The organism is Actinoplanes sp. NPDC049316, from assembly GCF_040677315.1.
GTDB lineage: Bacteria > Actinomycetota > Actinomycetes > Mycobacteriales > Micromonosporaceae > Actinoplanes.
In genome coordinates this window covers 140,447-167,212 of sequence record NZ_JBFAQM010000017.1, presented here as the reverse complement: position 1 = coordinate 167,212, position 26,766 = coordinate 140,447, and the positions used below count along the sequence as shown (strand labels likewise).

Sequence of the window (26,766 nt, the reverse complement as noted above, 5' to 3'; positions counted from 1 at the left end):
CGACGATCGCCGTCATCCAGAGTTTCCTATGTCTTGACACACCGGTTTCCGATGACTTGAGACATGGGTTTCCGATGTCCTGAGCCAGCACACTGCCGGGCGCGCCAGGTCACACCCTTGATCATTGCTCATGATTTCCCCTTCCTGTGCTTCCGTGCCCGCCGCGTGCCCGATCGACGTCCGGCGCCGAGATCGTCGAGGTGCCTCGCGACCTGGGCGTCCCGCTCGTCGATCGGCCGGGCGTAGTGCCGGGTCGTGACGCTCGCATTGGCATGCCCCAGCCGGCGCGCTGCGGTCATCACGCCGCGCGAATCGGCCACCCAGCTCGCGTGCGTGGCCCGCAGGTCGTGCGGCGTGACGTCGTTCAAGCCCACCTCGGCGACGGCTCGGCGGAAGCGCCGACGAAACCCGCTGTAGCTCTGCTGGCGCGCCGCGGTGTGCTTCTGCCTGCCCGGGAAGACGAACACCTCCGGGCCGTCCGGCACCGTCGCGAGGTAGCGGCGGACGGCCTCGACGACGAACGCCGGCACCAGCAGCTCGCGCCGTTGGTGGTCCTTCGGCGTGTCGATGACCGGGCCGCCCGGGAGCTCGGTCACGGCGAACTCCACCACGACCCGGCCGCCGTCCACGTCCAGATGCCTACGGCGCAGCGGCAGCGCCTCACCGATGCGCAACCCGCCGTACGCCAGCAGCAAAACGAGCACCCGGTCACCGGGCTCACAGGCGTCGGCAAGCCGGGTAACTTCGTCGATCGTCAGGATGTGCGGTTCGCCCTGGGGCGTGCGTGGCAGCCGCACACCCCGGCACGGCGACACCGGGATCATGTCGTTGTCGACCGCCGAGGCCATGACCTGCGACAGGAGCCGGTAACCCTGCCGGACCTGTTCAGCGCCGACGCGACCCGCCATGTCCCCGACCCATTCCCGAACCTGGATCGGTCGTAACTGGATCAACTGCACGTGACCGAGAGCGGGGACGACGAGGCGGTCGAGAATGCTGCGGTAGGTGTGCCGGGTCTTCGGTTTCCAGCCCGAGAGCCCGGCCGTGTACCACTGTTCCGCCCACTCCCCCACCGTGGTCCGGCCCGCCGCCGGGGCGTACCACTTGCCGGCCGTGGTGTCCGCCTCCACCAGGGCGAGGAACCGGTCGGCGTCCCGCTTCGTGGCGAAGGTAGCTGCCGTACGCTCGCGAACGGCTGCAAACCCGGTGCTGCACAGACAGGCGATCGGGCGACGGGCACCGGGAGTTCCTGTCGTTTGCGCCCGTACCAACGCTCTCGCCAGCCGCCGAAGCCTCGCCTCCGGCGGGTAGGGCCTCCGGCCCTACGACCCGGAGAAGGCCTCCGGCGGCGGGGGCTACTCGCCCCGGTCCCTCGGCGACTCTGGGATGCCCCGCCGTCCAGCTGCATCCCGTCGCGCACCGGAGGCAACCGGCCCGGCCGAGCGAAGCTTGCGCGACGGGATGCCTGCGATATCCACAGCATGCCGCCTACTAAGCGTCTTCGACGTCCCCCACGCTGCCGCGGTCCCTGAGCCAGGCTGCGTGTCCATGGAGCAGCCATGTCACGAAATACAGGGTAAAGGTGACCAGGAACCAGGCAAACGACATCAGCGCCGCTAGGTGCGCCTCGGCCCAGCCATCGATACTCAGGAAGACGACCGTCATGATGAACGTCATCCCCATGAGGACCTCGAGCGGCGTCGACCGCGCGTACGGGTGCTCGATCACGATCAGCTCCTTGCAGACGCCGCCCATCATGATCGATTAACGGCGAGGCAGGCAAGTCAACCTGGCAGGTGACACGGATGCACGCGGCCGGCCCCGGGTCCGACCGACCAGCCGTGGCCGTGCCCGCTACGCGCGACGTGCCGGCCAGGACAGCGGTGATGACAAGGCGACGTTTCGACACGCCGCACCCTGCGTACCAGCGGCCGCCGGGTCACGCAGCCATGCCGATGACCCGAGACATGCCTATTCCGATGACCCGAGACACCCTATTCCGATGTCCTGAGCCAGCACACTGCCGGGCGCGCCGTCCTCCTTGCCCTTCAAGGCCAACCGTCCTTCACGCGCGCCCCCGGCAGGGCGGCGATCGCTATGCCGCCGCCCGCCGTGTCGTCGACCATCTCCCCTCATGGAGACGTTCCCCGACGAGAATGACGGCTATCGCTGGCAGCCGGCGACCAACGGCCGCATCCCCCACGGCGCCACGCCGCACGGATACGAGGAGAACGGCGACCCTCTCTGGGTCTGTCGCGCCCCGGCCCACGGTGGTGTCCATCCCGGCAAGGTGCGGCCCGGCTTCGGCGTGGCCGCGATCGCCTGGGCCGGCGGCGAGCTTGCCTGCGACGAGTACGAGGTGCTCATGGATCGCGGCATCTGGGGAGTCGCTTCGGGTGGCGATGTGCCCGCCGACGCCTACGAGGCCGGCCGCGACAGCAACGGCGAGCCCCTCTTTGTGGCCCGTGCCGCGCTCGGCGCCGGGAATCTCCACATCGGGAAACTGCGCAGGGAGTTCGGCGCGGCCAACATCGGCTACGGCGGTCAGGAGCACAAGATTCACGCGTACGAGGTTCTGCTGAGCCCCATTCCGCGGGAGCGGTCCGGCGTACCCATGCCGCCCACGTACGCCGATTTCGGCACCGCCCCAGCGCGCACCGCGAACGCCTCGCTGGACGTGCGCGGGGTTGTCGCCGCGACCGATCATCTCAAGCTGAATGCGGGCGGTTTCGTGGAGCTCGAGTTCGACGTGCCGTCGCCGACCACCGCGCAGGAGGTCACTCTGGGCATTGTGGCGCTCGCGTCGATGCGGGGACCCGACGCGGGGTTCGCCCCTCTGGACGTGACGGTCAACGGTCGTTCGCTCGTGGACCGGTGGCGCATTCCCAACAACGGCGGCCTGCCTCAGCACATGCAATTCGCCATTCCTGCGGATCGGCTGCGGCCCGGCGCCAATCGGGTACGGGTGGCCAGCGCCGACGATGCGCTGACCATGATGTGGCTGTACCGGCTCACGCTGGATCCGATGCACACGCACGGCCGTTCCGCTCGCATTCTCCGCGAGCAGGAGGCCGCGGAGCCCGTGCTGAGGTACGCGACCCGCCGCGACACCGGGCAGCCGGGGCCGGACGTCACCGTCTTCGTGGACCGGGGCGAGCTGAGCCTGCCGGAGCAGCTGGCCTGGGCCCAGCAGGACGGGACCGAGTACGCAGTCACGTTCGCGGCGGCGATGCACGAGTTCTACGGCTGGTGCCGGACGCGGGGTGGCGAGCCGCAGGAATTCCGTGGTGACCTCGTCGGCCGCTGGTCCGCCGACCACCCGGCCGCGCCGGTGGCGCGCAGGTTCGAGACCGAGGAGGGGTGGGGCGGCGGGTGGCATCCGTCGGGGCCCCTCGTCCTCGCGGTGGGCGAGGACGGGGGCGAGCCGACACGGGTGAGCTGGCGGGACAAGCTCGGTAACAGCGGGACGATCGCCGTCACCGACGGCGGCGCGGGCTTTCTGGGCACGTACCAGCGGGCCGGTGAGGGACCCATCGGGTATCGCAGCCGATGACGTCCGGGTCAGCCGGTGTACGGGGCCGCGACGTCGAGGATCCAGGTGACGCCGAAGCGGTCCTTGAGCATCCCGAAGCCGGGGGCCCACTGCGACGGCCCGTACTTCTCGATCACGTCGGCGCCGTCGGCGAGCTTGTCCCACAGCGCGCCCATCTCGTCGGCGGAGTCGCCGCGGACGGACACGAAGAACGGTTCGCCGGTCAGCGTCATGCCGTTCTCACGGACCGTCGAAGCCGACTCGACGGCAGCGGCGGGAGCGGCGTGGCTCGGGACGTCGTACGCCATGATGCTGAAGCCGTTGTCGGCCGTGACCTGGCCGAACACGACCTTGTCGGCGTCGGGCGCCGCCTTCGGCATGCCGAAGTCGCCGTACGCGACGACCGTGAGCCGGCCGCCGAACACGGACCGGTAGAACTCCAGCGCCGCGCGGGCGTCGCCGCGGAAGTTGAGGTGGGGGGTGGTGGTGATGGCCATGACGGTGACTCCTCGAAGGTGAACGGTTGGGTTCGCGAGCAAGATTCGCAGCGGTAGGTGCCAGGGTGTGACACCTACCGCGGGCGAATTCCTCAGGAGGGCAGCCGCAGGGTGAAGGTCGATCCCTGGCCCGGCGTGCTCGTCACCGTCGCCGTTCCGCCGTGCGCCTCGATCAGTTTGCGGACGATCGCGAGGCCGAGGCCGCTCCCGCCGGTCTGCCGGCTGCGGGACTTCTCCGCCCGCCAGAACCGTTCGAAGATCAGATGCTGCTGGTCCGCCGGGATTCCGGATCCGGTGTCGGCCACGTCGATGACCAGGTCGGATCCTTGCGTACGGGCGGAGAGCGTGACCGAACCGCCCGGCGGGGTGTGCCGGATGGCGTTGGCCACGAGGTTGCCGACCGCCTGGCGCAGCCGGATCGGGTCCGCCCGCCATGTCATGGGCGGCGCCACGGCCCGCAGCGACACGCCGCCCGCGGTGGCGGCGAAGCCGTCGGCGACCGACGTGAGCAGCTCCGACACCTCCACCTGCTGCAGGTGCAGGCGCAGTTCGCCCGCGTCGGCCGCCGAGAGGTCCTGCAGGTCGTCGATGACGTGCTGCAGTAGCAGCGCCTCCTCGAGCAGCGACCCGATCAGCTCCTTGTCGAGCGGCACCACGCCCTCGTCGGCGGCCTCGAGCCAGCCGCGGACGTTCGTCACCGGCGTACGCATCTCGTGGGCGATGTCGCCGACCATGGCCCGGCGCAGTCCCTCGATGTGGCGGCGCTGCTCGGCCATGGCGTTGAAGGCACTGCCGAGCCGGGCGATCTCGTCGTGCCCGGTCACGCGTACGAGGGCAGCGCTGTCGCCGTCCCGCAACCGGCCGGCCGCGGTGGTGAGCGCGCGCAGCGGGCGCACGACGCGGATGCCGACCAGCACGGTGACGCCGATCGTGACCAGCAGGACGAGACCGGCGACACCGGCGATCCGCGCCTGGTTGGCCGGGGACAGGTCGAAGCCGCCGGCGGGTGACGGCGAGCGCGGGTCCAGCACGAACAGCAGCGCCGGCGGCGCCACGTACGCCGTGAGCTGCTCGCGACGCGCGCCGGCAAGACAGGACTCCACCGCCCGGTAGTACGCGGAGCCGTCGCCGGTCACCTGCGTGGTGCTCCACCTGCCGCCCAGGCTGATCGCCACGGGGGCCCGGCGTTGCCGTTTGAGGCAGGCGTTGGTCAACGTGCCGAGCTGGTCGAGGGCGCGCTGCTCGGCGGCGGTGGGCTCGGCGAGGTCGTTCAGCGCGTCGGCGCAGCGGGTCGGCTGGTAAGGATCGCTCGTCTCGACGCGGGGGCGGCCGGTCGGCTCGCGGACGATCGTCGCCTGGGCGACGGCCGCCTGCAGGAAGGAGACATCCGTGGGGACCGTCCCGGTTCTCGGTGGTCCGTTCAAGCATTTCAGGGCGGCGCCGGCGAGGCGGTCGAGGCTGCGGCGATCCTTGTCGGACAGCTGGAAGGGCCCGACGGCGCGCTGGTCGATGCCGTCCGCGAGCGGGTCGAGGGTGGCCGACGCCTGCTCGGGCAGCTGTCCACCGGCGGACTCGGCGAGCGGCTGCCGGTCCCGGCCGGTCACCACGATGCGGCGGCCGGTGCTGTGCGCCAGCTCGCGCACCAGCGGGCCGGCGCCGGACCAGTCGCGGTGCGTCGCCGCATACCCGAGCAACGCGTCGTAGATCTTGGTGCCGTCGGCCAGGGCCTGGCCGCGTTCCTGCTGCACGGCCCGGGTGGTGACGCGTACGGCAAGCCACGCGGTAGCCGCCACGGACAGCACCGACACCACGATCGACACGGCGAGCAACCGTACGAGGAGGCTGCTGCGGAGCCGCCGGTCAGCCATCGGCGAGCTTGTAGCCGATGCCGTACACGGTGAGCAGGCGCGTCGGGGTGCCGGGGCCCGGTTCGATCTTGCGTCGCAGATTGAGCACGTGGACGTCGACCGTGCGTGCCGTCACGTACGAGTCGAAGCCGTGCAGGTGGCGCAGGAGCTGCTCGCGGGTGAAGACCCGGCCCGGCTCGGCGGTCATCACCTCAAGCAGGCGGAACTCGCCCGGGGTGCAGCTGACCTGGCGGCCGTCGACGCGCACCTCGTGGCGTACGGGATCGACCTCGAGGCCGCCGACCCGCAGCACCGGCGATGCAGCGGCCGGCACCCGCGTGCGACGCAGCAGCGTGCGGATCCGGGCGGCCAGCTCCCGAGGGCTGTAGGGCTTGGTGAGGTAGTCGTCGGCGCCCAGGTCCAGGCCGAGGAGGAGGTCGTCCTCGCTGCTGCGGGCGGTCAGCATGAGCACCGGCAGCTCCGACTCGCGCCGCAGCACCCGGCACACGTCCAGCCCGTCGACCCGCGGCATCATCACGTCGAGCACCAGCAGGTCGGGCGGGTTCCGGCGGATGTGGTCGAGGGCCGCGCGACCGTCGCCGACGACCGTCACCGCGTGGCCCTCGTGCTCTAGGTAGCGGCGCAGCAGCTCCGCCTGCTTGGGGTCGTCCTCGGCGACGAGCAGCTTGGCAGTCACGGCGGCGAGTGTAGGACGGTCGCGGTACCGGGCCGGCCGGCGAATGGAAGCACTACGCGATCACAACAGGACCATGACAAGTCGCCGCCAGAATCGCTGCCCATGAATCGCATCCGTCAGACGTCGTACGTCGCAGCCGTGGCCGCACTGGTGCTCCTGAGCGCTTGCTCGTCAAAGAGCGAGGACCAGCAGCAGCAGCCAGGGGTGGCGACGCTGGAGAGCGCCCCGGTGACCGCGGCCCCGTCCCACACTGCCGGGACACCGCAGGGCGTGCAGCTGCGCCTCGACATGACCGACGCCGAGAAGGACCGGCTCTGGGACGCGTACGGGGACTGCCTGTTCTCGCACGGCGTCAAGGAACGGTCGAAGGAGAAGGACGCCATGGGGCCGGCTGTCGGAACGGGTAAGCGGCTGCTCGACACCAGCGGCGAGCCGAAAGCCGCGTACGCCGCCTGCGCCTCGCAGAAGCCGCTCGAACCGGTGGAGACCGACCCGGACCGCAACCCGAACTTCGCCGCGCAGTGGCAGGAGAACGTGCGCTGCCTGCGCGACCACGGGCTCATGGTGCACGTGACCAAGCCCGGCGAGTGGACGTACGACAGCAGCGACACCCCGGTACCCGAGAACCAGCAGCAGCTGGAGCGACAGTGCATGCTGGAGGCCTTCGGTGCGAAGAAGGACTAGCCTGCTGGTCGTCGCACTGGCCATGGCCGGGGCCGGCGCCGGTACGGGCGCGGCCGTGGCAGCCCTGCGCACCGGGCCACCGGCGCCGCCGCAGGTGATCACCCCGTCGGTCGCCACCACGACGGTGCAGCGCGGCAACCTCTCCGACAGCCGGCTGGTCCCGGCCACGCTCGGCTTCGGCGCGGCCCGCGAGGTGCGCGGCACGGGCACCGGCGTGCTGACCCGGCTGCCGAAGCCGGGTGCCGCCGTACGCCGCGGCGCCGAACTGTTCCGCGTCAACGATCAACCGGTCGTGGTCCTCTACGGCGACACCCCCGTGTTCCGCACGATCGACCGGGTCGGGATGACCGGCAACGACGTGCTGCAGCTGCGCCGGAATCTGCGCGCACTGGGCTACCCGAGCCGCGCCGAGAAGGCGGACACGGTGGACCAGCCGATGCTCGACGAGGTCAAGAAGTGGCAGCAGCGGCTGGGGGTGACGCCGCCCGGCGCGCTGCGACCCGGCCAGGTCGTGATCGTGCCCGGTCCCGCCCGGGTCAGCGAGGTGCTCGCCGATCTCGGGGCCCCGGCGGACGGCGTCGTGCTCCGGACGACCGCGAAGACCAAGGTGGTGACGATCCCCATGAGCGCCGGGGACGCTCGTACGGTGCGGCTCGGCGCGAAGGTCGCCGTGGTCCTTCCGGACGGCCGCGAGGTACCCGGCAAAGTCACCGCGATCAGCCGGTCCATCGTGTCGGGCGCCGACTCCCCCGGCTCCGCCGAACCGCCCAAGCGCACCGTGACGGTGAAGCCGTCCGCCGGCAAGAGCCTGGCCGCGCTCGACACCGCGCCCGTCCAGGTCCGCTTCACGACGGCGGCCCGCAAGAACGTGCTCATGGTCCCGGTCACCACGCTCGTCGCGCTCCGCGAGGGCGGGTACGCCCTGCAACGCCCCGGCGGTGGGCTGATCGCCGCCACGACCGGCGTGTTCGCGGGCGGCATGGTCGAGGTCAGCGGCCCCGGCATCACCGCGGGCCTGACGGTGGTGGACGGCCGGTGAGCGAGGTTCTCGCGCTGGAGCGGGTCACCCGGCAGTACCCGGGCGGGGTGACGGCCCTGGACGACGTCTCCCTGGTGGTGACCCGTGGCGAGCTGCTGGGGATCGTCGGTCCCTCCGGCTCCGGCAAGTCGACGCTGCTCAACATCATGGGAACGCTCGACCTGCCGTCGCGTGGCATCGTCCGCATCGGCGGCGAGGACGTCACGCGGCTCTCCGACCGCCGCCTGTCGGACCTGCGCGGCGCGCGGCTCGGCTTCGTCTTCCAGCAGTTCCACCTCACCGAGGGCAGCACCGCCGTGGAGAACGTCGCGACCGGACTGCTCTACGCCGGGGTCGCCCGCCGCAGGCGCAGACGGCTGGCCGAGCAGGCCTTGGAGAGGGTGGGGCTGGGCCACCGTCTGCGGCACCTTCCCCACCAGCTGTCCGGAGGCGAGAAGCAACGCGTCGCGATCGCCCGCGCCGTGGTCAACGAGCCCGATGTGATCCTCGCCGACGAGCCGACCGGCGCGCTGGACACCGCGACCGGCGACTCGGTGCTGGACCTGCTGACCGAGCTGCACGCCGACGGCGCCACCATCGCGGTGATCACCCACGACACGGACGTCGCCGCGCGCCTGCCCCGGCGGGTCACCGTACGCGACGGCCGGATCGTCTCCGACCGGTCCGCCGAGAACGAGGAGCGCTCCGCGGGAGGCACAAGATGCGGCTGACACCGGTAGATGTCGTACTCCTGGGACTGCACGGCCTGCGGACCCGGAAGGCCCGCGCCGCGCTGTCGGCCCTCGGGATCGCCATCGGGATCGCCACGATGGTCGTCGTGACCGGGGTGCCGGCCTCGAGCGCGCGGGACCTGGACGCGCGGCTGGCCACGCTCGGCACCAACCTTCTCCGGGTGCACCCGGTCACCGTGGGTGACCAGCCGCAGCCCCTGCCGGCGGAGTCGATCGGCATGGTCCGCCGGATCGGGCCCGTCGAACACGTCAGCGCGGTCGCCAACCTGCACACCGTGGCCCGCCGCTCCGACCGCGTCGACGAGCACGACGCCTCCGGCCTCACCGTGCTGGCCGGGCGTACCGACCTGCTTGCCGCGGTCGGCGCACGACTGAGCTCGGGGCGTTTCCTGAGCGATGCCACCGCGCGCTTCCCGGTGGCGGTTCTCGGGTGGGAGGCGGCATCGCGACTCGGTGTGGCCACCGTGCGTCCCGGCGAACCGCTGCCCCAGATCACCATCGGCAACCGCCGGTTCGTCGTCGCCGGGGTGCTCGCGCCGGTGCCGCTCGTCCCCGACCTGGACACCTCGGTCGTGGTCGGGTGGGACGTCGCTGAGCGGTCCCTCGGCTTCGACGGCCATCCCACGGTTCTCTACGTACGCGCGGCCGAGGCGAACCTCGAGGACGTCCGGGCGGTGTTGCCCGCGACGGTGAACCCCCGCCTGCCCGGGATGGTCGACGTCTCCCGGCCCTCGGACGCCCTGGCGGCCAAGCGGGCGACCGCGACGACGTTCGGTTCCCTGGTGCTCGGGTTGGCCGGCGTGGCGGTGCTGGTGGGCGCCGTCGGGGTGGCCAACACCATGGTCGTCTCGGTGCTGGAGCGACGCCGCGAGGTCGGTCTCCGGCGCGCCCTGGGCGCCCGCCGTGGCCACATCCGCCTCCAGTTCCTGGCCGAGTCGACGGCTCTGTCGCTGCTGGGCGGCATCGCCGGGACAGCGCTCGGCGCCGGTGCGGTCGTCGCGTACGCGATGTGGCACTCCTGGCCGGTTGCGATTCCGTCCTGGGTCGCGGCCGCCGGCCTCGGGGGCGCCACGCTCGTCGGAATGATCGCCGGCGTCTACCCCGCGGTACGCGCCGCCCGGCTACCTCCCACCGAGGCGCTCGCATCCCCATGACGCTGAGAAGTCACTGCAGGATCTCCACGTACCCGTCGGTCCCGTGCACCCGGATCCGCTGCCCGTCCCTGATCAGCCGGGTCGCGCCGGCCACACCCACGACGGCCGGCAGCCCGTACTCGCGGGCGATCACCGCTCCGTGGGTCATCAGCCCGCCCACTTCCGTGACCAGACCGGCGACCGCGACGAACAGCGGCGACCAGCTCGGGTCCGTGTGGGCCGTGACCAGGATGTCCCCCGCCTGCAGGTCGGCCTCCGTCATGTCGAGGATGACCCGCGCCCTGCCCTCGACGGTGCCGCCGGACACCGGCAGGCCGACGAGGGCACCCGCCGGCGCGTCGTCGCGCCGGTACGAGCCCGACAGCGCCTCCCCGTCGGAGGTGAGCACGCGCGGCGGTGTGAGGTCGCCGAAGGCACGGAACTCGTCCTTCCGCCGCCGGATGAGCCGCGGATCCACTCGCCCGGTGGACACGACGTCCCGCAGTTCCTGGAACGTGAGGTAGAAGGAGTCTTCCACCGCGTCGAGAAGGCCGGCCCGCACGAGGCGCTCGGCCTCCGCGAGCAGCGCCTGCTTGTAGATGTAGTAGCGGCTGATGATGCCGTACTTGGGATATTCACGGTAACCGATGAAGGTGCGGACCCGGTCGATCATCCGCTCGGTCTCGTCGGCTTTCCGCTCGCCGTCCGGCAGCGCACGCAAGCGGTCCAGCACGTCGCGCCGCTTCTTCTCGGCCTCCTGCCGGCCCTGTTCGAACCGCCGTCCGGCGGCGCCGGGCTCGAACAGCTTGATGTTGTCGAGAATCAGGGGTACGAGCATGCTCGGCCGTTCGCTCCAGCGTGGCCTCGTGATGTCGATCTCGCCGACGCAGCGCATGCCGTACCGGTCGAGGTAGCTCTCGATGGCGTCACGAGCCTCCGTTCCGCCGGGGAGTTTCGGCAGTTCCTCCAGGAAATCGTCAGCGCGGACGCCTTGCAGGAATCGGATCACGTCCGGGTGGGGCCGGATCGCGTCCGCCACGTCGAGCAGCGCCAGACCCATCTCCGACGTGACGTTGCCGGGGGCGGAGAGGGTGAGCGTGTCGGCCGCGTTCTTCTCGCCCAGCCATTCCTGCAGCTTGTCGTTGAGCCACCAGGTCGCCCCCATTCCGGCCATGATCGCCTGCATGCTCAGCGGGTCGCTGAGGGCTCGCTTGTGCTCCTGGAACGCCTCCTCCAGGAAGTCGAACAATTCCGGTCCGCGCTTCGTGGCGATGTCGCGCCGCAGGGCGGCAATGGACGCCTCGCTGCGTTCGACGAGCTCGGCGACGATGGCGGGATCGCTGTCGATCGGCGCGGGCGCTCCGCCCACCGGCGGGCTGACAGGGCCGGCGTCCGGAGCCCCCGCAAAGTCGCCACGGTCGATGAGCGTTTCCAGCGCATCCCTGATCAGCGGGTCGCCCCTGCCCACCAGGTCGAGAAAGGCGGCCCGGCCCGCCGGTGCGGCCAGCCGCATGGTGGCGTCGACGAAGAGCCGTCCGCCGGCCTCGTGCATCGGAGCCATGGCGGTCAGCTGCCACATGGAGATGCCGAGAGGCCTCATCGGATCGGTCATCATCTGCTGATGGCCGACGGAGAGGTATACGTGGTTCTGCCCGTCGGCGGATTCCGGAACGGGAAAGAGCGTGGTGATCGGCCGGCTCTGCACGATGGAGAAGTCGCCGTCGGCCAGGCACCATTCGATGTCCTGCGGACGACCGAAACACGCTTCGATGCGCCGCCCGAGCCGTACGAGCCGCAGCACCTGCTCATCCGTCAGGGCAGGCCGTTCCTGCAACTGCGCGTCGATCGACCGCACCTGCGTTCCACCCTCCGGCAGGGCCTGCACGGCGCGCTGTTTCGCGGCGATCGTCCGGGCGACGATCTCGCCGTCGCGCACCCGGTAGACGTCCGGGTTCACCAGGCCGGAGACCAGTGCCTCGCCGAGACCGAAGCCGGCGTCCACGGCGGCGACTCTCCGATTCCCGGTGACGGGGTCCGCCGTGAAAAGAATGCCGGCCGCGTCGGGAAAGACCATCTGCTGAACCACCACCGCCATCTGGACTCTCCGGTGGTCGAAGCCGTTGCGCAGGCGGTAGGTCACGGCGCGTTCGGTGAACAGCGAGGCGCAGCACCGTACGACGTGGGCGAGGACCACGTCCGGGCCGATGACATTGAGATAGGTGTCCTGCTGGCCCGCGAACGAGGCAGTCGGCATGTCCTCGGCTGTCGCGCTGGATCGGACGGCGTACGCCTCCTGCGAGCCGAGCAATGCGAGCGCGCCGGTGACCGATGCCGCCAGATCCTGCGGGATCTCGGCCGTTTCCAGGGTCCGACGGATCTCCGCGCTCACCGTCCGAATCGCGTCCCGGTCGTCCACCGTCAGGCGCGACAGATGAATGAGATGGTCGTCGATCGACGGCGCCGACTCCAGAATCCGCCGGTACGCATTCGTCGTGACACAGAACCCGGCCGGCACGCGGATTCCCTCGATCCGCGACAACTCCCCCAGGTGAGCGCCTTTCCCACCGACGACCGCGACCTGTGTCGCGCCGACGTCCTGGAAATGCATCACGTACTGCACGCAGTGCCCCCGTTTTTCGCAGATTGTGGCCTCAGCCGACGATTCTGCGCGACCACCCGGGCCTTGCCGCAAGCCCCCCGGTGCGATATACGTTGAAGTGGGAAGGGACGGAATTCGGTTTTTTCCCGCGACCCGTGGTGGACTGTCCGGGTGCGGAATTGGATCGCCGGTCTGGGCATCGCCGTCCTGTGCCTGCTGGCCAGCTGGGCGCTGCTCATCGTGCTGGCCCGCCGGCTGCCGCCCGGCCTGCTCCGCGATCTGGCCGCGTTCATCCCGGACTGCGTGACCACCGTCCGGCGCCTGCGCAAGGACCCGCGCGTTCCGCGCCGGGCCAGGATCGCCATCGTGCTGGCCGGCGTGTGGGTGGCCAGCCCGATCGACCTGATCCCGGAATTCATCCCGGTCATCGGACCGCTCGACGACATCGTCGTGGTCGCGCTGGCATTACGGTACGCGGGACGCCAGGTGCCGCGAGACGTGCTGCTGTCCGCGTGGCCGGGCGAACCCCGCCTGATCGAACGGCTGCTGGGACCGCGTGACGGCTGACGGTCAGCGGCGGAATCGCCCCGCGAGGTGGGCGTTGCGTTCGGCGATGAGCCGTTCCATGTAGCACCGCAACACAAGCCTCTCGATGACCCGGCCGACGATGCCGAACGGCGCGGAGAACGAGATGACGTCGCGCATCTCGGTGACGCCGGCGGCCGCGTCCCACGTGAACTCGTGCTCGTGCCGCCAATGCCGGAACGGGCCGCGTACCTGCTCGTCGACGAAACGAACCGGCCGGTCCAGCGCGGTGATTCCCGACGTCATCCGCCACGGCACCCCGAAGTGCCGCGCCGACCAGGTGACGGTGTCGCCCAGTGACATGCGGCCCGTACGGACCCCGCCCACGATCCGCTCCCCGGACCTCGACATCGACGCCGTGTGGGCGCCGACGTCGAGGCTCAGGTCGAACACGTCCTCCGGCCGCGCCGGGACGGGGGTGACGAGCTCGAAACGCTGCACCCTGTCAGGATGCGGCCAGCGCCTCCGTCGGTGCGAGGCGGGCTGCCCGTACGGCCGGATACCAGCCCGCCACCGCGCCGATCAGCACCGTCGCACCCACTCCCCCGGCGAGCGCCCACGCCGGCACGACGCCCGGCCAGCCCTGCGCCGCGGCGTACGCGAAGGTGACCGCCGTCCCGATCAGCACCCCGCCCGCGCCGCCGAGCAGCGACAGCAGCAGCGATTCCGCGATGAACTGGGCGCGGACCTGGCCGCGGGTCGCGCCCAGCGACCGGCGCAGGCCGATCTCCGCACGGCGTTCCAGCACCGAGATCACCATGGTGTTGGCGACGCCGATCCCGCCGACCAGCAACGCCACCGCGCCGAGGCCCAGCAGCAGCTGGGTGAAGGCCTGATCGGTGGCCTGCCGGGCCTTGAGGGCGTCGGAGGGCCGCGACACCTTCACCTCGTCCGGGTTCTCCGGGTTGGCGGTGGCCGCGAGCACCGACTGCACGGCGGGCACCTGCGAGTCCTTCGACCGGGTGTAGACGGTGGTCGCGTGCCCGTCGAAGCCCGCGTACGTGCGGGCCGCGTCCCAGCCGATCAGCGCGGCCGTGTCGAGCTCCGGGGCCAGCGGGACCGGGTCGAGCACGCCGATGACGGTGTACCGGCGTCCGCCGATCAAGACCGTCGGTGTCGTGCCGAGCCGGCGGGCCGCGGTGGCGCCGAGGACGACCGCCGGGTAGCGGCCCGTCGCGGCGTTCAACCAGGTCCCGGACGCCACCGTGGCGCCGACCGTGGCGGGCAGGTCGAGCTGCGCCGCCAGGACGGAGATGCCGCCGGTCTGCGCCTTCGGGATGCGGTCGGTGCGGTAGACGGGCGTGTCCTCGACCGTTCCGGTGGCCGACGCGGCGGTGACCGGGCCGATCCGTTTGATCATCCGTACGGCGTCGTCCGGCAGCGTCGCGTCCTTGCCGAACAGGGTGGAGCCGGGGCCGGCGGTGAGCAGGTTGGTGCCCAGCGCTGCGAGCTCCCGGTCGAGGTCGGCGCGGCTGGACGAGGAGATGCCGACCACCGCCGTCATGGCCGCGATGCCGATGGCGATGCCCAGGGCCGAGAGCACGGCTCGGAGCGGGCGGGCGCGGATGCCCGAGCCACCGACGCGCATGAGGTCGGCGGCGCGCAACCGGGCCGGGGTGAGCTCGGTCATCTCACACCACCCGGCCGTCGCGCATGCGGATCTGCCGGGGCAGGCTGCCCGCCAGCTCGCCGTCGTGCGTGATCACCACGACGGTGGTCCCGCCGGCGTTGAGCTCCGTCAGGATCTCCACGACCTCCGCACCGGAGACCGAGTCCAGGTTGCCGGTCGGCTCGTCGGCCAGCAGCAACGCCGGATCGCCCGCGACCGCGCGAGCCACCGCGACACGTTGCCGCTCGCCGCCGGAGAGCTCGTGCGGCCGGTGCGTCAGGCGGCCGCCGAGACCTACGCGGTTCAGCGCGGCGATCGCGCGCCGCTCCCGCTCCCTTCTCGGTACGCCGGCATACAGCAGCCCGTCCGCGACGTTGGCGACCGCGGTACGGCCGGGCGCCAGGTGGAACTGCTGGAACACGAACCCGATCCGCCGCGCGCGAAGAGCGGACAGTTGCCGGTCCGACAGCTCGGCGACGTCGTGACCGTCGATGCGTACGGTTCCGGCCGACGGACGGTCGAGCGTGCCGATCAGGTGCAGCATCGTGGACTTCCCGGAGCCGGAGGGGCCGACCACCGCGGTCATCTCCCCGTATCCGATGGAGAGGGTGACCGAGTCGAGCGCGGTGACCCCGCCGGGGTAGGTCTTCGTCGCGCCGCCGAGCTGGACCACGCCGCTCATGCCGGGGTTCCCACGGTCGTGCCGTCGGTGAGGCCGCCGCCGGAGACCTCGACGCGGCCGTCGGCGAACATCCCGGTGCGCACCGCGACGATCCGGGTGGCGCCGCCGTCCACGACCTCCAGGCCGTAGCCGCCCTCGGCGAGCGCGAGCAGCGCCGCGACCGGCACGGTGAGGACGCCCTCGCGCTTCGCCGCGGTGAACTCGACCGAGACCGCCGCGTGGTCGAGCGCACCCGAGGTGAAGCCGCCGACGGTGACGTCGTACTTGGTCGTGTCCTCCTGCTGCCCCTCGCCGGGCGTCACGGCGGTCTCGACGTCGACGATCTTTCCCTTGACCTGCTTGCCGTCGGGCAGCGTGACGGTCACCGCGGCGCCCTTGCGCGCCAGCCGTGCGTCGGAGGCCTCGAGCGAGACCTTGGCGAAGCGGCCGGTGCCGGTGGTGCTGAGCAGCCCGGCGCCGGGCTGCACCAGGTCGCCGGGCGCGGCCTGCCGGGAGTCGACGCGGACCTGGCCGGCCGCGTAGACGATCTGGGCCGGGTCGGCCCTGCCGGTCTCGGGCACCCCGAGGTCGTCCTGCCAGTCGCGGACGGCGTCGGCGGTGGCCGACGTGTACGACTTGTCGACGGTGAACCCCCGATATCCGAGCGCCCACAGGTTGGCCTCGAACTGCTTCACGTCTCTGCCGTGATCGCCCGGGGACAACGTGCGGTACGCGGGCAGCTTCCCGTACAGCAGCACGACCGGGTCCTCGTCGATGCGGTAGAGCGCCTGTCCCCGGCTCACGGTCGAGCCGGACGCGGCCAGGGCGGTGACCGTGCCGGAGAGGCGGGCCTTGTGCCGGGTCGCGTCGCCGTACCCGAGCTCCCCGTCCACCGATTCCGTGTCGACGAGCGTCTGTTTCGTCACGAGCGCCGTCCCGGGCGGCAGCGACGTCGCCCGGGCCGCGTCGTCGCCGGCCGAGGGCAGGCCGGCCGCCACGAGGGCCGCGGCCCCGGCGGCGGCCACCACGCCGGCGACCAGGTAGCGGCCCCTCATGAGCCGGCCTTACCGGCGACGCCGAGGCCGCCCGGCGCGCACGCCTCCATGGCCTTGTCGAACGTCGCGTCCCCCGGACCCTTGCCACCGAGCCTCATCGTGGTGTTGCCGTCCGGCTTGGGGTCGGGGAAGTCCTTGACGCCGTGGTCGCGCATGCACTGCGCCAGCTTGCGGGCCTTCTCCAGCTCTTCGGGGTTGAGCCGGCGCGGCTCACCGCCGTTCGGGGCGTACTGCTTGCACGCCTCCATCGCCTTCTCCAGCTTGGCCTTGTCCGCTCCCGCGGGAACGGCCAGCCGCATGCCCCGGCCCTCCGGTTCCGGGTCGGGGAACCAGGTCAGGCCCTGCTCCCGCATGCACTTCGAGAACTTGAGCGGGGCGTCGGCCTCTTTACCGGCCGCCGCGGCGCTGCTCGTCGGGGTCGGCGTACCCCCGGCCGAGGCGACCCCGCCGCCGTCGTCCTTCGCCTGGCCGCACCCGCCGGCCGCCAGCGTGAGCAGCAGTCCCAGGGCGAGCACCGTTCCGGTCCGCATCGTCGTCTCCGTCCCGGCGGCCGGGCGGCCGCCTCGGCGCCGAGTGAAGACCGCCGCGCGTTTCCCCGCCGTCAGCGAAAACGATGACGCCCACGTGACGCGATCACCGGTCACCATGGGAGGCATGCGGATCCTGGTGGTCGAGGACGAGCGCCTGCTCGCCGACGCGGTCGCGGACGGCCTGCGCCACGACGCCCACGCGGTCGACGTGGTGTACGACGGCGCCGCCGCGCTGGAACGGGCCGCGGTGAACGACTACGACGTGCTGGTCCTGGACCGTGATCTGCCGGTCGTGCACGGCGACGACGTGTGCCGGGAGCTCGCGCACCGCGACGGCAACCTGCGGATCCTGATGCTGACCGCGGCGTCCGACGTGGACGATCGAGTGGACGGGCTGGCCCTCGGCGCGGACGACTACCTCGTGAAGCCGTTCGCCTTCCGGGAGCTGGCGGCCCGGGTCGCCGCGCTGGGCAGGCGCTCCCGTCCCGCGGCGCCACCGGTGCTGCGGCGGGCGGGGATCAGCCTGGACCCGTACCGGCGCGAGGTCTACCGGGACGGGCGGTACGTGCCGTTGTCCCGCAAGGAGTTCGCGGTCCTGGCGGAGCTGCTGCGGGCCGACGGCACGGCGGTGTCCGCCGAGCAGCTGCTGGAGAAGGCGTGGGACGAGAACGCCGACCCGTTCACCCATGCGGTCCGCATGACGATCCTCAAGCTGCGCCGGAAGCTGGGCAATCCGCCGGTGCTGCTGACCGAGCCGGGAGTGGGGTATCGCATCGGATGAGGCTCAAGCTCACCATCCGCGGCCGGCTGACCCTCGTGTACGGCGGCCTGTTCTTCCTCGCCGGCCTCGTGATGCTCGGCGTGACGTACGTCCTCGTGTCCCGCCAGCTGCTCACCGGGGTGGCCGTGAAGGCGACGCCGATCGACCCCGTCCAGGGCCGTACGGTCGACGGCACCGAGCCGGACCTGCTGTTCCGCAGGGCTGTCGAGATCACCCGCGACGACGCGCTGTCCGCGTTGCTGACCCAGGGCGGCATCGCGCTGCTCGTGGTCGGCGCGGCCGCGGTCGCCCTGGGCTGGCTGGTGGCCGGCCGGATGCTGCAGCCGCTGCACCAGATCACCGACACGGCCCGGCGGATAGCCGAGGCGCCCGCCGCCGACCGCAGCCTGCACGAGCGGATCGCGCTGAAGGGCCCGGACGACGAGATGAAGCGGCTCGCGGACACGTTCGACGTGATGCTGGCGCGCCTCGACCGGTCGTTCGACGGGCAGCGGCGGTTCATCGCCAACGCCTCCCACGAGCTGCGGACCCCGCTGACGCTCAACCGGACACTGCTCGAGGTTGCGCTGGAGAAGGACGCGGCCTCACCGGAGGTGATCCAGCTCGGCACGACGCTGCTGGCGATCAACCAGCGGCACGGGCGGTTGATCGACGGGCTGCTGCTGCTCGCCCGCTCGGAGCGGGAGCTGACCGAGCGTTCGTACGTCGACCTGGCCGACATCGTCGAACACGCCGCCGGCGACGAGGTGAAGACCGAGCTGGCCGAGGCCGCCACGCTGGGCGACCCGGTGCTGCTGGAACGCCTGGTGCAGAACCTGCTCGACAACGCCGCCCGGCACAACCTGAGCACCGGGGGCTGGGTCCGGGCGGCCACCGGCACCCGCAACGGCTGGGCCACGCTGCAGGTCGCCAACAGCGGCCCGATCGTGCCCCGCTACGAGGTGCCGGCGCTCTTCGAGCCGTTCCGGAGGCTCACCGGCACGGACCGCCTCGCCGGCTCCGGCGGCGCGGGCCTCGGCCTGTCGATCGTGCGCGCGGTGGCCCGGGCGCACGGCGGCGACGTGCACATCGACCCGCGGGACGAGGGCGGCCTGGTGGTGACCGTCGCCCTCCCGGCAGCTCAGGCCTGGTCCTGACTCCGGCGGAAGCCTCAGACGTGCTCTCCCGCCGGCTCACGCGCGTCGACGCTGCGGTGGCGGGAGAGCCGTGCGGCGTGGCGATCGATCATGCCGTGCACGCGCCGCCGTCGGCGATCGCGCCGGGCCGTGGCAGCCAGGGCCTGCGCGCGGCGCACCTGCTCGGCGCGAGCCTCGAGTCCTTCGCGCCACGCGTCCAGGTCGGTCACCGCGCGCCCTTGCGGTTGTAGAGGCGCATCGTCAGCGGCCCGAAGACCAGGACCAGGACGGCACTCGCCGCCAGGACCCACATCGTCTCCCCCGTGTCCCAGTCGCCGGCCATCAGCGCGCGGACCGCCGCGACGAGGTGGGTGATCGGGTTGACCTCGACGAACGCCTGGAGCCAGCCCGGCATCGTGCCCGGGTCCACGAAGACGTTGCTGAGGAAGGTGAGGGGGAACAGCACCAGCATGCTGACGCCCATCACCGACTTCTCCGAGCGCAGGAACAGACCGAACATCGTCCAGATCCAGGAGAAGGCGAAGGAGAACACGACCAGCAGGCCGACGCCGGCGAGGACGCCGGTCACACCCCCGGCGGGACGGAAGCCGAGGATGAGGCCCACCACCATGATGGTCGTGGCCGCGAGGATGTAGCGCAGGACGTCGCCGAAGATCATCCCGACCAGCGCGGCGGGACGCCAGACCGGCAGGGTGCGGAAGCGGTCGAAGACGCCCTTCTCGATGTCGGTGTTGAGCCCGACGCCGGTGTACATGGTGATCATCACGACGCTGGTGACCATGATGCCGGGGAGCAGGAACTGCAGGTATTCCCGGGTGGAGCCGGCCAGCGCACCGCCGAAGAGGTACGTGAACATCAGCGTCATGATGATCGGGAAGGCCGTCACGTCGAAGAGCTGCTCGGGCACGTGCTTGATCTTCAGGATCGCGCGCCAGCCGAAGGTCACGGAGGCCGACAACGCCCCGGGCCGCGGCGGGCGGGCTTCGCGGGCCAGCACCGCGCCCAGGGTGTCGGCCGACGGCGTGAAGACGGTGGCCGGTTCGGTCGTCGTGGTCGTGCTCATGCCGCCACCTCCGGCGTCCGGTCGGTCAGGGCCAGAAACACCTCGTCGAGGCTCGGCTGGCCGAGCGAGAAGTCGTCCACCAGGATCCCCGCGCCGGCCAGGGCCGCCAGCGCCTGGGAGGCGTGCTCGGCCGCACCGCGTTCGGAATCGGCACCGCCGGCGCGAGCCGTGAGCGCGACCGGGTCGGTCCCGGCCTGCACGCTCGTGCCCAGGACGGCGGTGAGCAGTCGTTCCGCCTCGGGCCGCTGCGCCGCGTCGCGGAGTCGTACGTGGACGGTGCCGGCGCCGATCGACGCCTTCAGCGAGCCCGGGGTGCCCTCGGCGATCACCCGGCCGTGGTCGATGACGGCGATCCGGCCGGCGAGCCGGTCGGCCTCGTCGAGATATTGCGTCGTGAGCAGCACGGTGGTGCCGTGGGCGACGACCACCCGGATGATGTCCCAGACCTGGTTGCGGCTGCGCGGGTCGAGGCCGGTCGTCGGCTCGTCGAGGAAGAGCAGGTCGGGGGTGTTGAGGATGCTGGCGGCGATGTCGATGCGCCGGCGCATGCCGCCCGAGTACTTCTTCACCTGACGGCCGGCGGCGTCGGTGAGCCCGAACGCCTCGAGCAGTTGCGCGGCGCGGGCCCGGGCTGCGCTCCTGCCGTGCCCGAGCAGGCGGCCGAGCAGGACGAGGTTCTCCGTGCCGGTGAGGTCCTCGTCGACGGATGCGTACTGCCCGGTGAGACTGACCCGGCTCCGGACTGCGTCCGCCTCGTGCACCACGTCGTGGTCGAAGACCCGGGCGTGGCCGCCGTCGGGTCTCAGCAGGGTCGCCAGGACGCGGACGAGCGTCGTCTTGCCCGCGCCGTTGGGCCCGAGCAGCCCGTAGACGGTGCCGTGCGGAACGGTCAGGTCGATGCCGTCGACCGCGCGGTTGTCGCCGAACGTCTTCACGAGACCGGATGTCTCGATGGCCGGTGCGCTCATCTCATGTCCCTCCGTTGGGCATGGCGGCATCGTGCCGCACCGGTGTGACATTTTCCCTGGTCGCACCCCGCCACCCGGGAAGTCCGTTTCCGAACCGCGACCCGGCTGCCAGGATCCTCACAGGTGATCTCGATCTCGAGAGACGGGGACGATGCCATGACGACGATCCGTGCGGGCGGCGTCCGCATCGGGTGGGAGGACCTGCCGGCCGCCGTCCGTGGCCGGGTCGAGGACCTGCTCGGCGACCGCGTCGTGGCCGCCGAGTCGCAGCGGGGTGGCTTCTCCCCCGGTACCGCCGACCGCGTGCTGACCGCTTCCGGCGGCCGGGCGTTCGTCAAGGCGGTCAGCACGGGGCTGAACCCGACGTCGGTCGAGATGGCCCGACGCGAGGCGGACATCAGCCGGCAGATGCCCGGGGACGCGCCGGTGCCGCGGCTGCTCGGCGATTTCGACGACGGCGAGTGGATGGTGCTGGTCCTGGAGGATGTCGCCGGCCGTCATCCCCGTACCCCCTGGGTGGAGGACGAGGTGGACGCGGCCGTGACCGCGCTGCGCGACCTTGCCGGGACGCTCACGCCGTCGCCCATCTCCGGCGTGCCGCAGGCCGCCGACGTGCTCGCGGACTATTTCGCCGGATGGGCCGCCCTCGCGGCCGACCCGGTCGCGGACCTCGATCCCTGGGCTGTGGCCCATCTGAGTGACCTGGATGCGGCCGCGATGCGCGGCCTGGCGGTCCTGCGGACCGGCGAGACGGTCGCGCACGGCGACATCCGCGCCGACAATCTTCTGGTACGCCCGGACGGCGCGATCACCGTCGTCGACTGGCCGTGGGCCTGCGTGGCGCCGGAGTGGCTGGACACCCTGCTGCTCGCGATGAACATCACCGTGTACGGCGGCGCCGGCGACCGCCTCCTGACCGGCGTCGACCACGCGCAGGCCACCGACGTGCTGGCGGGCTTCACCGGTTACTTCCTGCACCGTTCGCGGCTACCCGCACCCGGCATCCCGCACGTCCGGGAGTTCCAGCGAGCCCAGGCCGACGCCCTGCTCCCGTGGCTGGCCGCCCGGCTGGTGGGACCTCCGGCACACCCCCGGGGTCCGGGCAATCCGGGGCATTAGGCTGGGACGCCTGTGAGCTGGGCTTCGGCGTGGCGGCCCGGACGATCGACTCTTCATAGGAAACGGAAAGTGATGATCGACCAAGCCAAGGTACGAGTTCTGCTGCTCGAGAGCATCCACCCCGACGCGGTGTCCCGGCTCGAGGCAGAGGGTTACCAGGTCGAGTCCGTCCGCAACGCCCTCGACGAGGTCGAGCTCATCGAGCGCATCCCGGGCGTGCACCTGCTCGGCATCCGCTCCAAGACCAAGGTGACCGCCAAGGCGCTGGAGGCCGCGGACAGCCTCGTCGCCATCGGGGCGTTCTGCATCGGCACCGACCAGATCGACCTGGCGCACGCGTCGCAGGCCGGCATCGCCGTGTTCAACGCGCCGTTCTCCAACACCCGCTCGGTCGTCGAGCTGGCCCTCGCCGAGATCATCGCGATGACCCGCCGGCTCACCGAGAAGAACGACCTGATGCACAAGGGCGTCTGGGACAAGGCCGCCGTCGGCAGCCACGAGGTCCGCGGCCGCCGGCTCGGCATCGTCGGGTACGGCAACATCGGCACCCAGCTGTCGGTCCTCGCGGAGAACCTGGGCATGCACGTGTCCTTCTACGACACCGCCGACAAGCTCGCGCTCGGCAACGCCCAGCGGTGCAGCACCCTGGAGGAGCTGCTCGAGTCGGTGGACGTGGTCACGCTGCACGTCGACGGCCGCCCGGGCAACGCCGGCTTCTTCGGCGCCGAGCAGTTCGCGAAGATGCGCGAGGGCGCGCTGTTCCTCAACCTGTCCCGGGGCATCGTGGTCGACCACGTCGCGCTCCGCGAGGCGCTGACCAGCGGTCACCTCGCCGGCGCCGCGGTGGACGTGTTCCCCAAGGAGCCGAAGGGCCGCGGCGACGAGTTCGTCTCCGAGCTGCGCGGGCTGCCGAACGTCATCCTCACCCCGCACATCGGCGGCTCGACCGAGGAGGCGCAGGCGGACATCGGCGACTTCGTGGCGAACAAGCTTGTCCACTTCGTGGAGGAGGGCAACACCACGCTGAGCGTGAACCTGCCCAGCATCGCCCTGCCCGCGCAGACGGACACGAGCCGTATCGTGCACGTGCACCTCAACACGCCCGGCGTTCTCGCGCAGGTCAACAGCATCCTCGCCGAGCACCAGGTCAACGTCGAGGGCCAGCTGCTGAGCACCCGCGGCGACTATGGCTACCTGATCACCGACATCAGGGGCCACTACAGCGCCGAGGTGCTCGACCAGTTGCGCAGCATGAGCCAGACGGTCCGGCTGCGGGTGCTGTCCTAGCAGTTTCCCCGAGAGCCCGGGTGCCCTACTTGACGGTCTCGACCGACAGCAGGGTCACCCGGGCTTCCGCGTTCACGTCGTAGCGGTCGTTGGTCGCCCAGTTCTTCGGGGTCAGCGTCGAGCCCGGCGCCACGTCGCGCAGGGTGCGAGCACCGGCGGCGACCGTCTTGGCGCCACCCTTGACCTGCACGCGTACGGGGTTGCCCGCCGGCGAGGTCATCGCGAGCTCGTCGACCGCGCCGGTGACCGTCAACGGCACGGTCCCGGCCGCCGCGGGCAGCTGGATCGCCGTCCGCCGGGCCCCGCCCAGCATCTCGATGCCGGCCACCCGGCCGCCCCGCAGGTTGAGGATCTGCTCGTCGGCGGAGCCGGAGAAGCGCAGCATCCAGGTCACGCGCGTGGTGAGCACGACGTCCACCGCCCCGGTGGCGTTGTCCCCGCCGTCGGGGGTCAGGTAGAGCTGCACCTTGTCCTGCGCGAGCACCGGCTTCGGAAGGATCCCCGAGTCGTCCGCGGTGGTGACGCTGAAGAGCCGGTCGCCGAGGTCCTCGCTGCGTACGGTCACCCGCGTCACGGCGCTCACGAGGTCGAAGCCGGCCGCCGTACGGCCCTCGACCGCGGCGCTGGCCGTACGCTTGTCCGTCTTGTCGCCCGCGCCCAGCTCCAGCACGGACGTGAGGTCCTTGTCCGGCCCGGAGAAGTACGCCACGCCCGCAACCGTCGCGCCGAGGAGGACGGCGGTGGTCAGCGCGAGACCGGCGAGCATGACGCCGCGGCTGCGCCGGGGAGGCTCGAGTCCGGCGGGGGCGGCGGGCGGGGCGGGGTGCTTGGCGGCCCGGTGCGGCCGGATCTCGCGTCCCGGCCCTCCGATGAAGTCGCCCACGCCGTCGTCGTGCTCGGCGGGCGGCGCGGGCCGGGAGTGCCGGGACCGCTCGGGTGCCGCCTCGGCCCCGTACGGGTGACCCGAGGTGGGCCGTCCAGCACCGGCGGCGTGGCTCGCCGTGGTCCAGCCGGGGTAACCGGCGTCGGCCGCCGGGACGGTCCGGCTTGCATGGCCCGCCTCAGCAGCAGGGGTGCTCCGGATGGGCAGACCGCCGCCGGCCGGGGACGCCGGAGCCTCGTTGCGCCAGTTGCCGCTGATGGGTCCCGCGCTGACGCCGAACGCCGTCCGCCCGCCGGTGGCCGGCGGAGCGGGACCGAACTCGGGCTCCCGCACAGGCTGCGAGCGGTCCGCCGGCGAGCGGTCCGCCTGCGAACGGTCCGCCTGCGAACGGTCCGCCTGCGAACGGTCCGGCCGCGAGAAGTCGAGCGGAGAGCGGTCCGCCTGCGAGAAGTCGAGCGGAGAGCGGTCCGGCTGAGACCGGTCCCGCTCCGTCTCCCAGCCGGGCCGGGACACGTCCGGCGCCGGCTCGCGTCTGCCCGTGGACGGTGCGGCGAAGGCGTTCCAGCTTCCGGTGTCGGACATGTCTTCCTTCTCGTCGCGCAACGGGGTCGCCGCGGGCGGCCGCCGGTAGGGGGCCGAGGACGCGCCCGGCCGGCGGTAGAGCGATTCCCGGTCCCGGTTCGCCCAATCGGTGCCGGAGTTCGACGGGCCGACGAGTGCGAGGGACACATCGGACGAATCAGCGAATGGCGGTTCCACGCGAAGTCCTTCCCACTCGCGCCGGCACCGGTAAACCTCCGGCGTTCCGGCGAGTGGTACGGATCCCGCGCCGTAGCGGATGAGTGCAGACGTGAATTACTCTGCGTTATGTCCGTCGGGGCGCAGCAGGCCTCGACGGGTGGCGACCGCGACCGCCTCCAGCTGGCTGTGCGCGCCGAGTTTGCCCAGCACAGCCTTCACATATCCGCGGCACGTGTGCACGCTGATGCCCAGCCTCCGGGCGATGGCGCGCGGGTCGAGCCCGGAGCCCATGAGCACGAGGACCTCGTGCTCGCGGGCGGTGAGCCCACCGGCGCGCGGACCGACCACCGGGGCGGTGCTGCGCAGGAGCCGGGCGAGGATGTCGGTGGAGACGGTCATGCCGCCGCCGTGGGCCGTACGGATCGCGTTCATCACGTCGCCGAGGGGCCCGTTCTTCGACAGGAAGCCGGAGGCGCCCGCCGCGGTGGCCCGGCCGACGAGCGCGGACTCGTTGTTCGCGGTGAGGATCACGAACCGGGTGTCGGGCAGGCGGTGCCGCAGCAGCTCCGCGATCGCGATGCCGTCCGCGTCCGGCAGGTCCGGGTCGAGCAGCACGACGTTCGGGCGCAGCTCCTGCACCATCCGGATGGCCTGCTCGCCCGTGCGCGCCTGTCCCACGTACCGCAGCTCCGGTTGCCCGGCCAGCGCCACGCCGAGCAACTCGGCGAACGTCTGATGCCCGTCCACCACGAGCACCGTGATCGCCTCGCCCACCATTCACGCCTCCTGATCCGCCAGCGCTGGAAGTCTATGTGTCCCTCGAGCGAAGCCAAGGCGTACCAACAGTCTGACAGCGCATCCAAGCCAAGCCGATCGCTGTGGCCACCCGCCGGGCGGATGAGGCCGAGCGGCTCGGCGTGACTCGTATCTTCGGCCGGTCCGCCCCCTCGCTTTCGGGGTGCCGACCGTCGCGCCGGGGGCTTGTCGCGCGACCGTCCCCCGTCCAAGGTCTTAACCCATGTACGAAATCCAGCTCTTCGGCCCGCTCGAGGTCCGTACGCGCGGAGTACGCCTCTCCGGCGCCGACTTCGGTGGCGACGCGCCCCGGCACATCCTGGCATTGCTGGCGCTGCGCGGGAAGGTCCGGAAGGCCGAGCTGGCCGAGCTGTTGTGGCCGGGCCGGCCGCCGGCCGGACATCTGACCATCATGGAGGGTCAACTGTCCCTTTTGTGCCGTCGGCTGACCCTCGGCACCGACGTCGGTGACTCTCCCATCACGAGGAGCAAGGACGAATTCGTCCTCATGGCCGACCGCGTCCGGGTGGACGTGGCTCGCTTCGAGGAGCTCGTGGCCGCCGCCGCGGGCCGGCCCGCCCGCAGCGCGCTGCGCCCCCTCACGGCGGCGGCGCACCTGGCCGCGCGCCCGCTACTGGAGGATGTGACCGGGCCGGAGTGGGCGGACCGGGCCCGCGCGCATCATCGCGAGCGACTGGCGGCGATCCGCCGGAAAGCGGCCGAGCTGACGCAGGACGTTCACGGTGAGGCTCGTCACGCTCTGTTCCTACGAGCAGCCGAATTCGCCGCATAAG

The 26,766-nt window shown here is 71.7% G+C and carries 27 protein-coding genes; 11 read left to right on the top strand and 16 right to left on the bottom strand.

The window, feature by feature from the left end; genetic code table 11:
• Positions 1-128: 128 nt before the first annotated feature.
• Complete coding sequence (locus tag AB0K03_RS24910; RefSeq protein ID WP_364688817.1) at positions 129-1,130, bottom strand: site-specific integrase; 1,002 nt, start codon at positions 1,128-1,130, stop codon at positions 129-131.
• A 361-nt stretch (positions 1,131-1,491) separates the two neighbouring features.
• On the bottom strand, positions 1,492-1,728 hold the full coding sequence (locus AB0K03_RS24905; RefSeq protein ID WP_364688814.1) for a hypothetical protein: 237 nt from the start codon (positions 1,726-1,728) through the stop codon (positions 1,492-1,494).
• Between the two features lie 406 nt (positions 1,729-2,134).
• Between AB0K03_RS24905 and AB0K03_RS24900 the strand changes: the two genes are divergently transcribed.
• Positions 2,135-3,553, top strand: coding sequence for a DM9 repeat-containing protein (locus AB0K03_RS24900; protein WP_364688811.1), 1,419 nt, complete (start codon positions 2,135-2,137; stop codon positions 3,551-3,553).
• 8 nt (positions 3,554-3,561) lie between these two features.
• Here the strand turns inward: AB0K03_RS24900 and AB0K03_RS24895 are convergent, their stop codons facing one another.
• From AB0K03_RS24895 to AB0K03_RS24885, 3 genes are all read right to left on the bottom strand, one after another.
• Positions 3,562-4,029: a VOC family protein gene (locus AB0K03_RS24895; protein ID WP_364688808.1), complete on the bottom strand. Its 468-nt coding sequence runs from the start codon at positions 4,027-4,029 to the stop codon at positions 3,562-3,564.
• A gap of 92 nt (positions 4,030-4,121) precedes the next feature.
• Positions 4,122-5,897, bottom strand: a complete 1,776-nt coding sequence (locus AB0K03_RS24890) for a HAMP domain-containing sensor histidine kinase (protein WP_364688805.1) — start codon at positions 5,895-5,897, stop codon at positions 4,122-4,124.
• On the bottom strand, positions 5,890-6,573 hold the full coding sequence (locus AB0K03_RS24885; RefSeq protein WP_364688802.1) for a response regulator transcription factor: 684 nt from the start codon (positions 6,571-6,573) through the stop codon (positions 5,890-5,892). Before AB0K03_RS24885 ends, AB0K03_RS24890 begins: the two co-directional genes overlap by 8 nt.
• 102 nt (positions 6,574-6,675) lie before the next feature.
• On the opposite strand from AB0K03_RS24885, the gene AB0K03_RS24880 reads away from it, so the two are divergent.
• Genes AB0K03_RS24880 through AB0K03_RS24865 form a run of 4 tightly spaced genes read left to right on the top strand, consistent with a single transcriptional unit; the run spans position 6,676 to position 10,181 of the window.
• Positions 6,676-7,257, top strand: coding sequence for a hypothetical protein (locus tag AB0K03_RS24880; protein WP_364688799.1), 582 nt, complete (start codon positions 6,676-6,678; stop codon positions 7,255-7,257).
• Positions 7,241-8,296 (top strand): efflux RND transporter periplasmic adaptor subunit, encoded by a 1,056-nt coding sequence (locus tag AB0K03_RS24875; RefSeq protein WP_364688797.1) that lies wholly within the window; start codon positions 7,241-7,243, stop codon positions 8,294-8,296. Before AB0K03_RS24880 ends, AB0K03_RS24875 begins: the two co-directional genes overlap by 17 nt.
• The gene (locus AB0K03_RS24870; protein WP_364688794.1) at positions 8,293-9,006 is read left to right on the top strand and encodes an ABC transporter ATP-binding protein; all 714 of its coding nucleotides are present in this window, start codon (positions 8,293-8,295) and stop codon (positions 9,004-9,006) included. Before AB0K03_RS24875 ends, AB0K03_RS24870 begins: the two co-directional genes overlap by 4 nt.
• Positions 8,997-10,181, top strand: a complete 1,185-nt coding sequence (locus tag AB0K03_RS24865) for an ABC transporter permease (protein ID WP_364688791.1) — start codon at positions 8,997-8,999, stop codon at positions 10,179-10,181. The genes AB0K03_RS24870 and AB0K03_RS24865 overlap by 10 nt, the downstream gene beginning before the upstream one ends.
• A 10-nt stretch (positions 10,182-10,191) precedes the next feature.
• Here the strand turns inward: AB0K03_RS24865 and rph are convergent, their stop codons facing one another.
• Entirely contained in the window at positions 10,192-12,768 is a 2,577-nt protein-coding gene (gene rph, locus AB0K03_RS24860) for a rifamycin-inactivating phosphotransferase (RefSeq protein ID WP_364688833.1), read from the bottom strand.
• Positions 12,769-12,930: 162 nt separating this feature from the next.
• Between rph and AB0K03_RS24855 the strand changes: the two genes are divergently transcribed.
• Positions 12,931-13,326 carry a DUF1232 domain-containing protein gene (locus AB0K03_RS24855; RefSeq protein ID WP_364688789.1) on the top strand — a complete coding sequence of 132 codons (396 nt, stop codon included), beginning with the start codon at positions 12,931-12,933 and terminating at the stop codon, positions 13,324-13,326.
• 3 nt (positions 13,327-13,329) lie between these two features.
• On the opposite strand, the gene AB0K03_RS24850 is transcribed toward AB0K03_RS24855, so the two are convergent.
• From AB0K03_RS24850 to AB0K03_RS24830, 5 genes are read right to left on the bottom strand one after another with little or no spacing between them, the layout of a single operon-like run.
• Positions 13,330-13,785 (bottom strand): SRPBCC family protein, encoded by a 456-nt coding sequence (locus AB0K03_RS24850; RefSeq protein ID WP_364688786.1) that lies wholly within the window; start codon positions 13,783-13,785, stop codon positions 13,330-13,332.
• A 4-nt stretch (positions 13,786-13,789) separates the two neighbouring features.
• Complete coding sequence (locus tag AB0K03_RS24845; protein ID WP_364688783.1) at positions 13,790-14,974, bottom strand: ABC transporter permease; 1,185 nt, start codon at positions 14,972-14,974, stop codon at positions 13,790-13,792.
• 1 nt (position 14,975) lies between these two features.
• Complete coding sequence (locus tag AB0K03_RS24840; protein WP_364688780.1) at positions 14,976-15,635, bottom strand: ABC transporter ATP-binding protein; 660 nt, start codon at positions 15,633-15,635, stop codon at positions 14,976-14,978.
• Entirely contained in the window at positions 15,632-16,669 is a 1,038-nt protein-coding gene (locus AB0K03_RS24835) for a peptidoglycan-binding protein (RefSeq protein ID WP_364688777.1), read from the bottom strand. The genes AB0K03_RS24840 and AB0K03_RS24835 overlap by 4 nt, the downstream gene beginning before the upstream one ends.
• On the bottom strand, positions 16,666-17,199 hold the full coding sequence (locus AB0K03_RS24830; protein WP_364688774.1) for a hypothetical protein: 534 nt from the start codon (positions 17,197-17,199) through the stop codon (positions 16,666-16,668). Before AB0K03_RS24830 ends, AB0K03_RS24835 begins: the two co-directional genes overlap by 4 nt.
• A gap of 124 nt (positions 17,200-17,323) precedes the next feature.
• On the opposite strand from AB0K03_RS24830, the gene AB0K03_RS24825 reads away from it, so the two are divergent.
• Complete coding sequence (locus AB0K03_RS24825) at positions 17,324-17,980, top strand: response regulator transcription factor (protein WP_364688771.1); 657 nt, start codon at positions 17,324-17,326, stop codon at positions 17,978-17,980.
• On the top strand, positions 17,977-19,116 hold the full coding sequence (locus AB0K03_RS24820) for a HAMP domain-containing sensor histidine kinase (protein ID WP_364688768.1): 1,140 nt from the start codon (positions 17,977-17,979) through the stop codon (positions 19,114-19,116). The genes AB0K03_RS24825 and AB0K03_RS24820 overlap by 4 nt, the downstream gene beginning before the upstream one ends.
• Positions 19,117-19,130: 14 nt before the next feature.
• Here AB0K03_RS24820 and AB0K03_RS24815 read toward each other — a convergent pair whose 3' ends face one another.
• From AB0K03_RS24815 to AB0K03_RS24805, 3 genes are read right to left on the bottom strand one after another with little or no spacing between them, the layout of a single operon-like run.
• A complete protein-coding gene (locus tag AB0K03_RS24815) occupies positions 19,131-19,325 on the bottom strand; it encodes a hypothetical protein (protein WP_364688766.1) in 195 nt (64 codons plus the stop codon).
• Positions 19,322-20,179, bottom strand: a complete 858-nt coding sequence (locus tag AB0K03_RS24810; protein WP_364688763.1) for an ABC transporter permease — start codon at positions 20,177-20,179, stop codon at positions 19,322-19,324. Before AB0K03_RS24810 ends, AB0K03_RS24815 begins: the two co-directional genes overlap by 4 nt.
• The gene (locus AB0K03_RS24805; RefSeq protein ID WP_364688761.1) at positions 20,176-21,147 is read right to left on the bottom strand and encodes an ATP-binding cassette domain-containing protein; all 972 of its coding nucleotides are present in this window, start codon (positions 21,145-21,147) and stop codon (positions 20,176-20,178) included. The genes AB0K03_RS24810 and AB0K03_RS24805 overlap by 4 nt, the downstream gene beginning before the upstream one ends.
• A 156-nt stretch (positions 21,148-21,303) precedes the next feature.
• On the opposite strand from AB0K03_RS24805, the gene AB0K03_RS24800 reads away from it, so the two are divergent.
• Both AB0K03_RS24800 and serA read left to right on the top strand, forming a co-directional pair.
• Positions 21,304-22,266, top strand: a complete 963-nt coding sequence (locus tag AB0K03_RS24800; protein ID WP_364688758.1) for a phosphotransferase — start codon at positions 21,304-21,306, stop codon at positions 22,264-22,266.
• A 72-nt stretch (positions 22,267-22,338) separates the two neighbouring features.
• Positions 22,339-23,553, top strand: a complete 1,215-nt coding sequence (gene serA, locus AB0K03_RS24795; RefSeq protein ID WP_364688830.1) for a phosphoglycerate dehydrogenase — start codon at positions 22,339-22,341, stop codon at positions 23,551-23,553.
• A gap of 25 nt (positions 23,554-23,578) precedes the next feature.
• Here serA and AB0K03_RS24790 read toward each other — a convergent pair whose 3' ends face one another.
• The gene (locus AB0K03_RS24790; RefSeq protein WP_364688755.1) at positions 23,579-25,195 is read right to left on the bottom strand and encodes a hypothetical protein; all 1,617 of its coding nucleotides are present in this window, start codon (positions 25,193-25,195) and stop codon (positions 23,579-23,581) included.
• A gap of 96 nt (positions 25,196-25,291) precedes the next feature.
• Positions 25,292-25,954, bottom strand: a complete 663-nt coding sequence (locus tag AB0K03_RS24785; RefSeq protein WP_364688752.1) for a response regulator transcription factor — start codon at positions 25,952-25,954, stop codon at positions 25,292-25,294.
• 241 nt (positions 25,955-26,195) lie between these two features.
• On the opposite strand from AB0K03_RS24785, the gene AB0K03_RS24780 reads away from it, so the two are divergent.
• Complete coding sequence (locus AB0K03_RS24780) at positions 26,196-26,765, top strand: hypothetical protein (protein ID WP_364688749.1); 570 nt, start codon at positions 26,196-26,198, stop codon at positions 26,763-26,765.
• The last annotated feature ends 1 nt before the right edge of the window (position 26,766 follow it).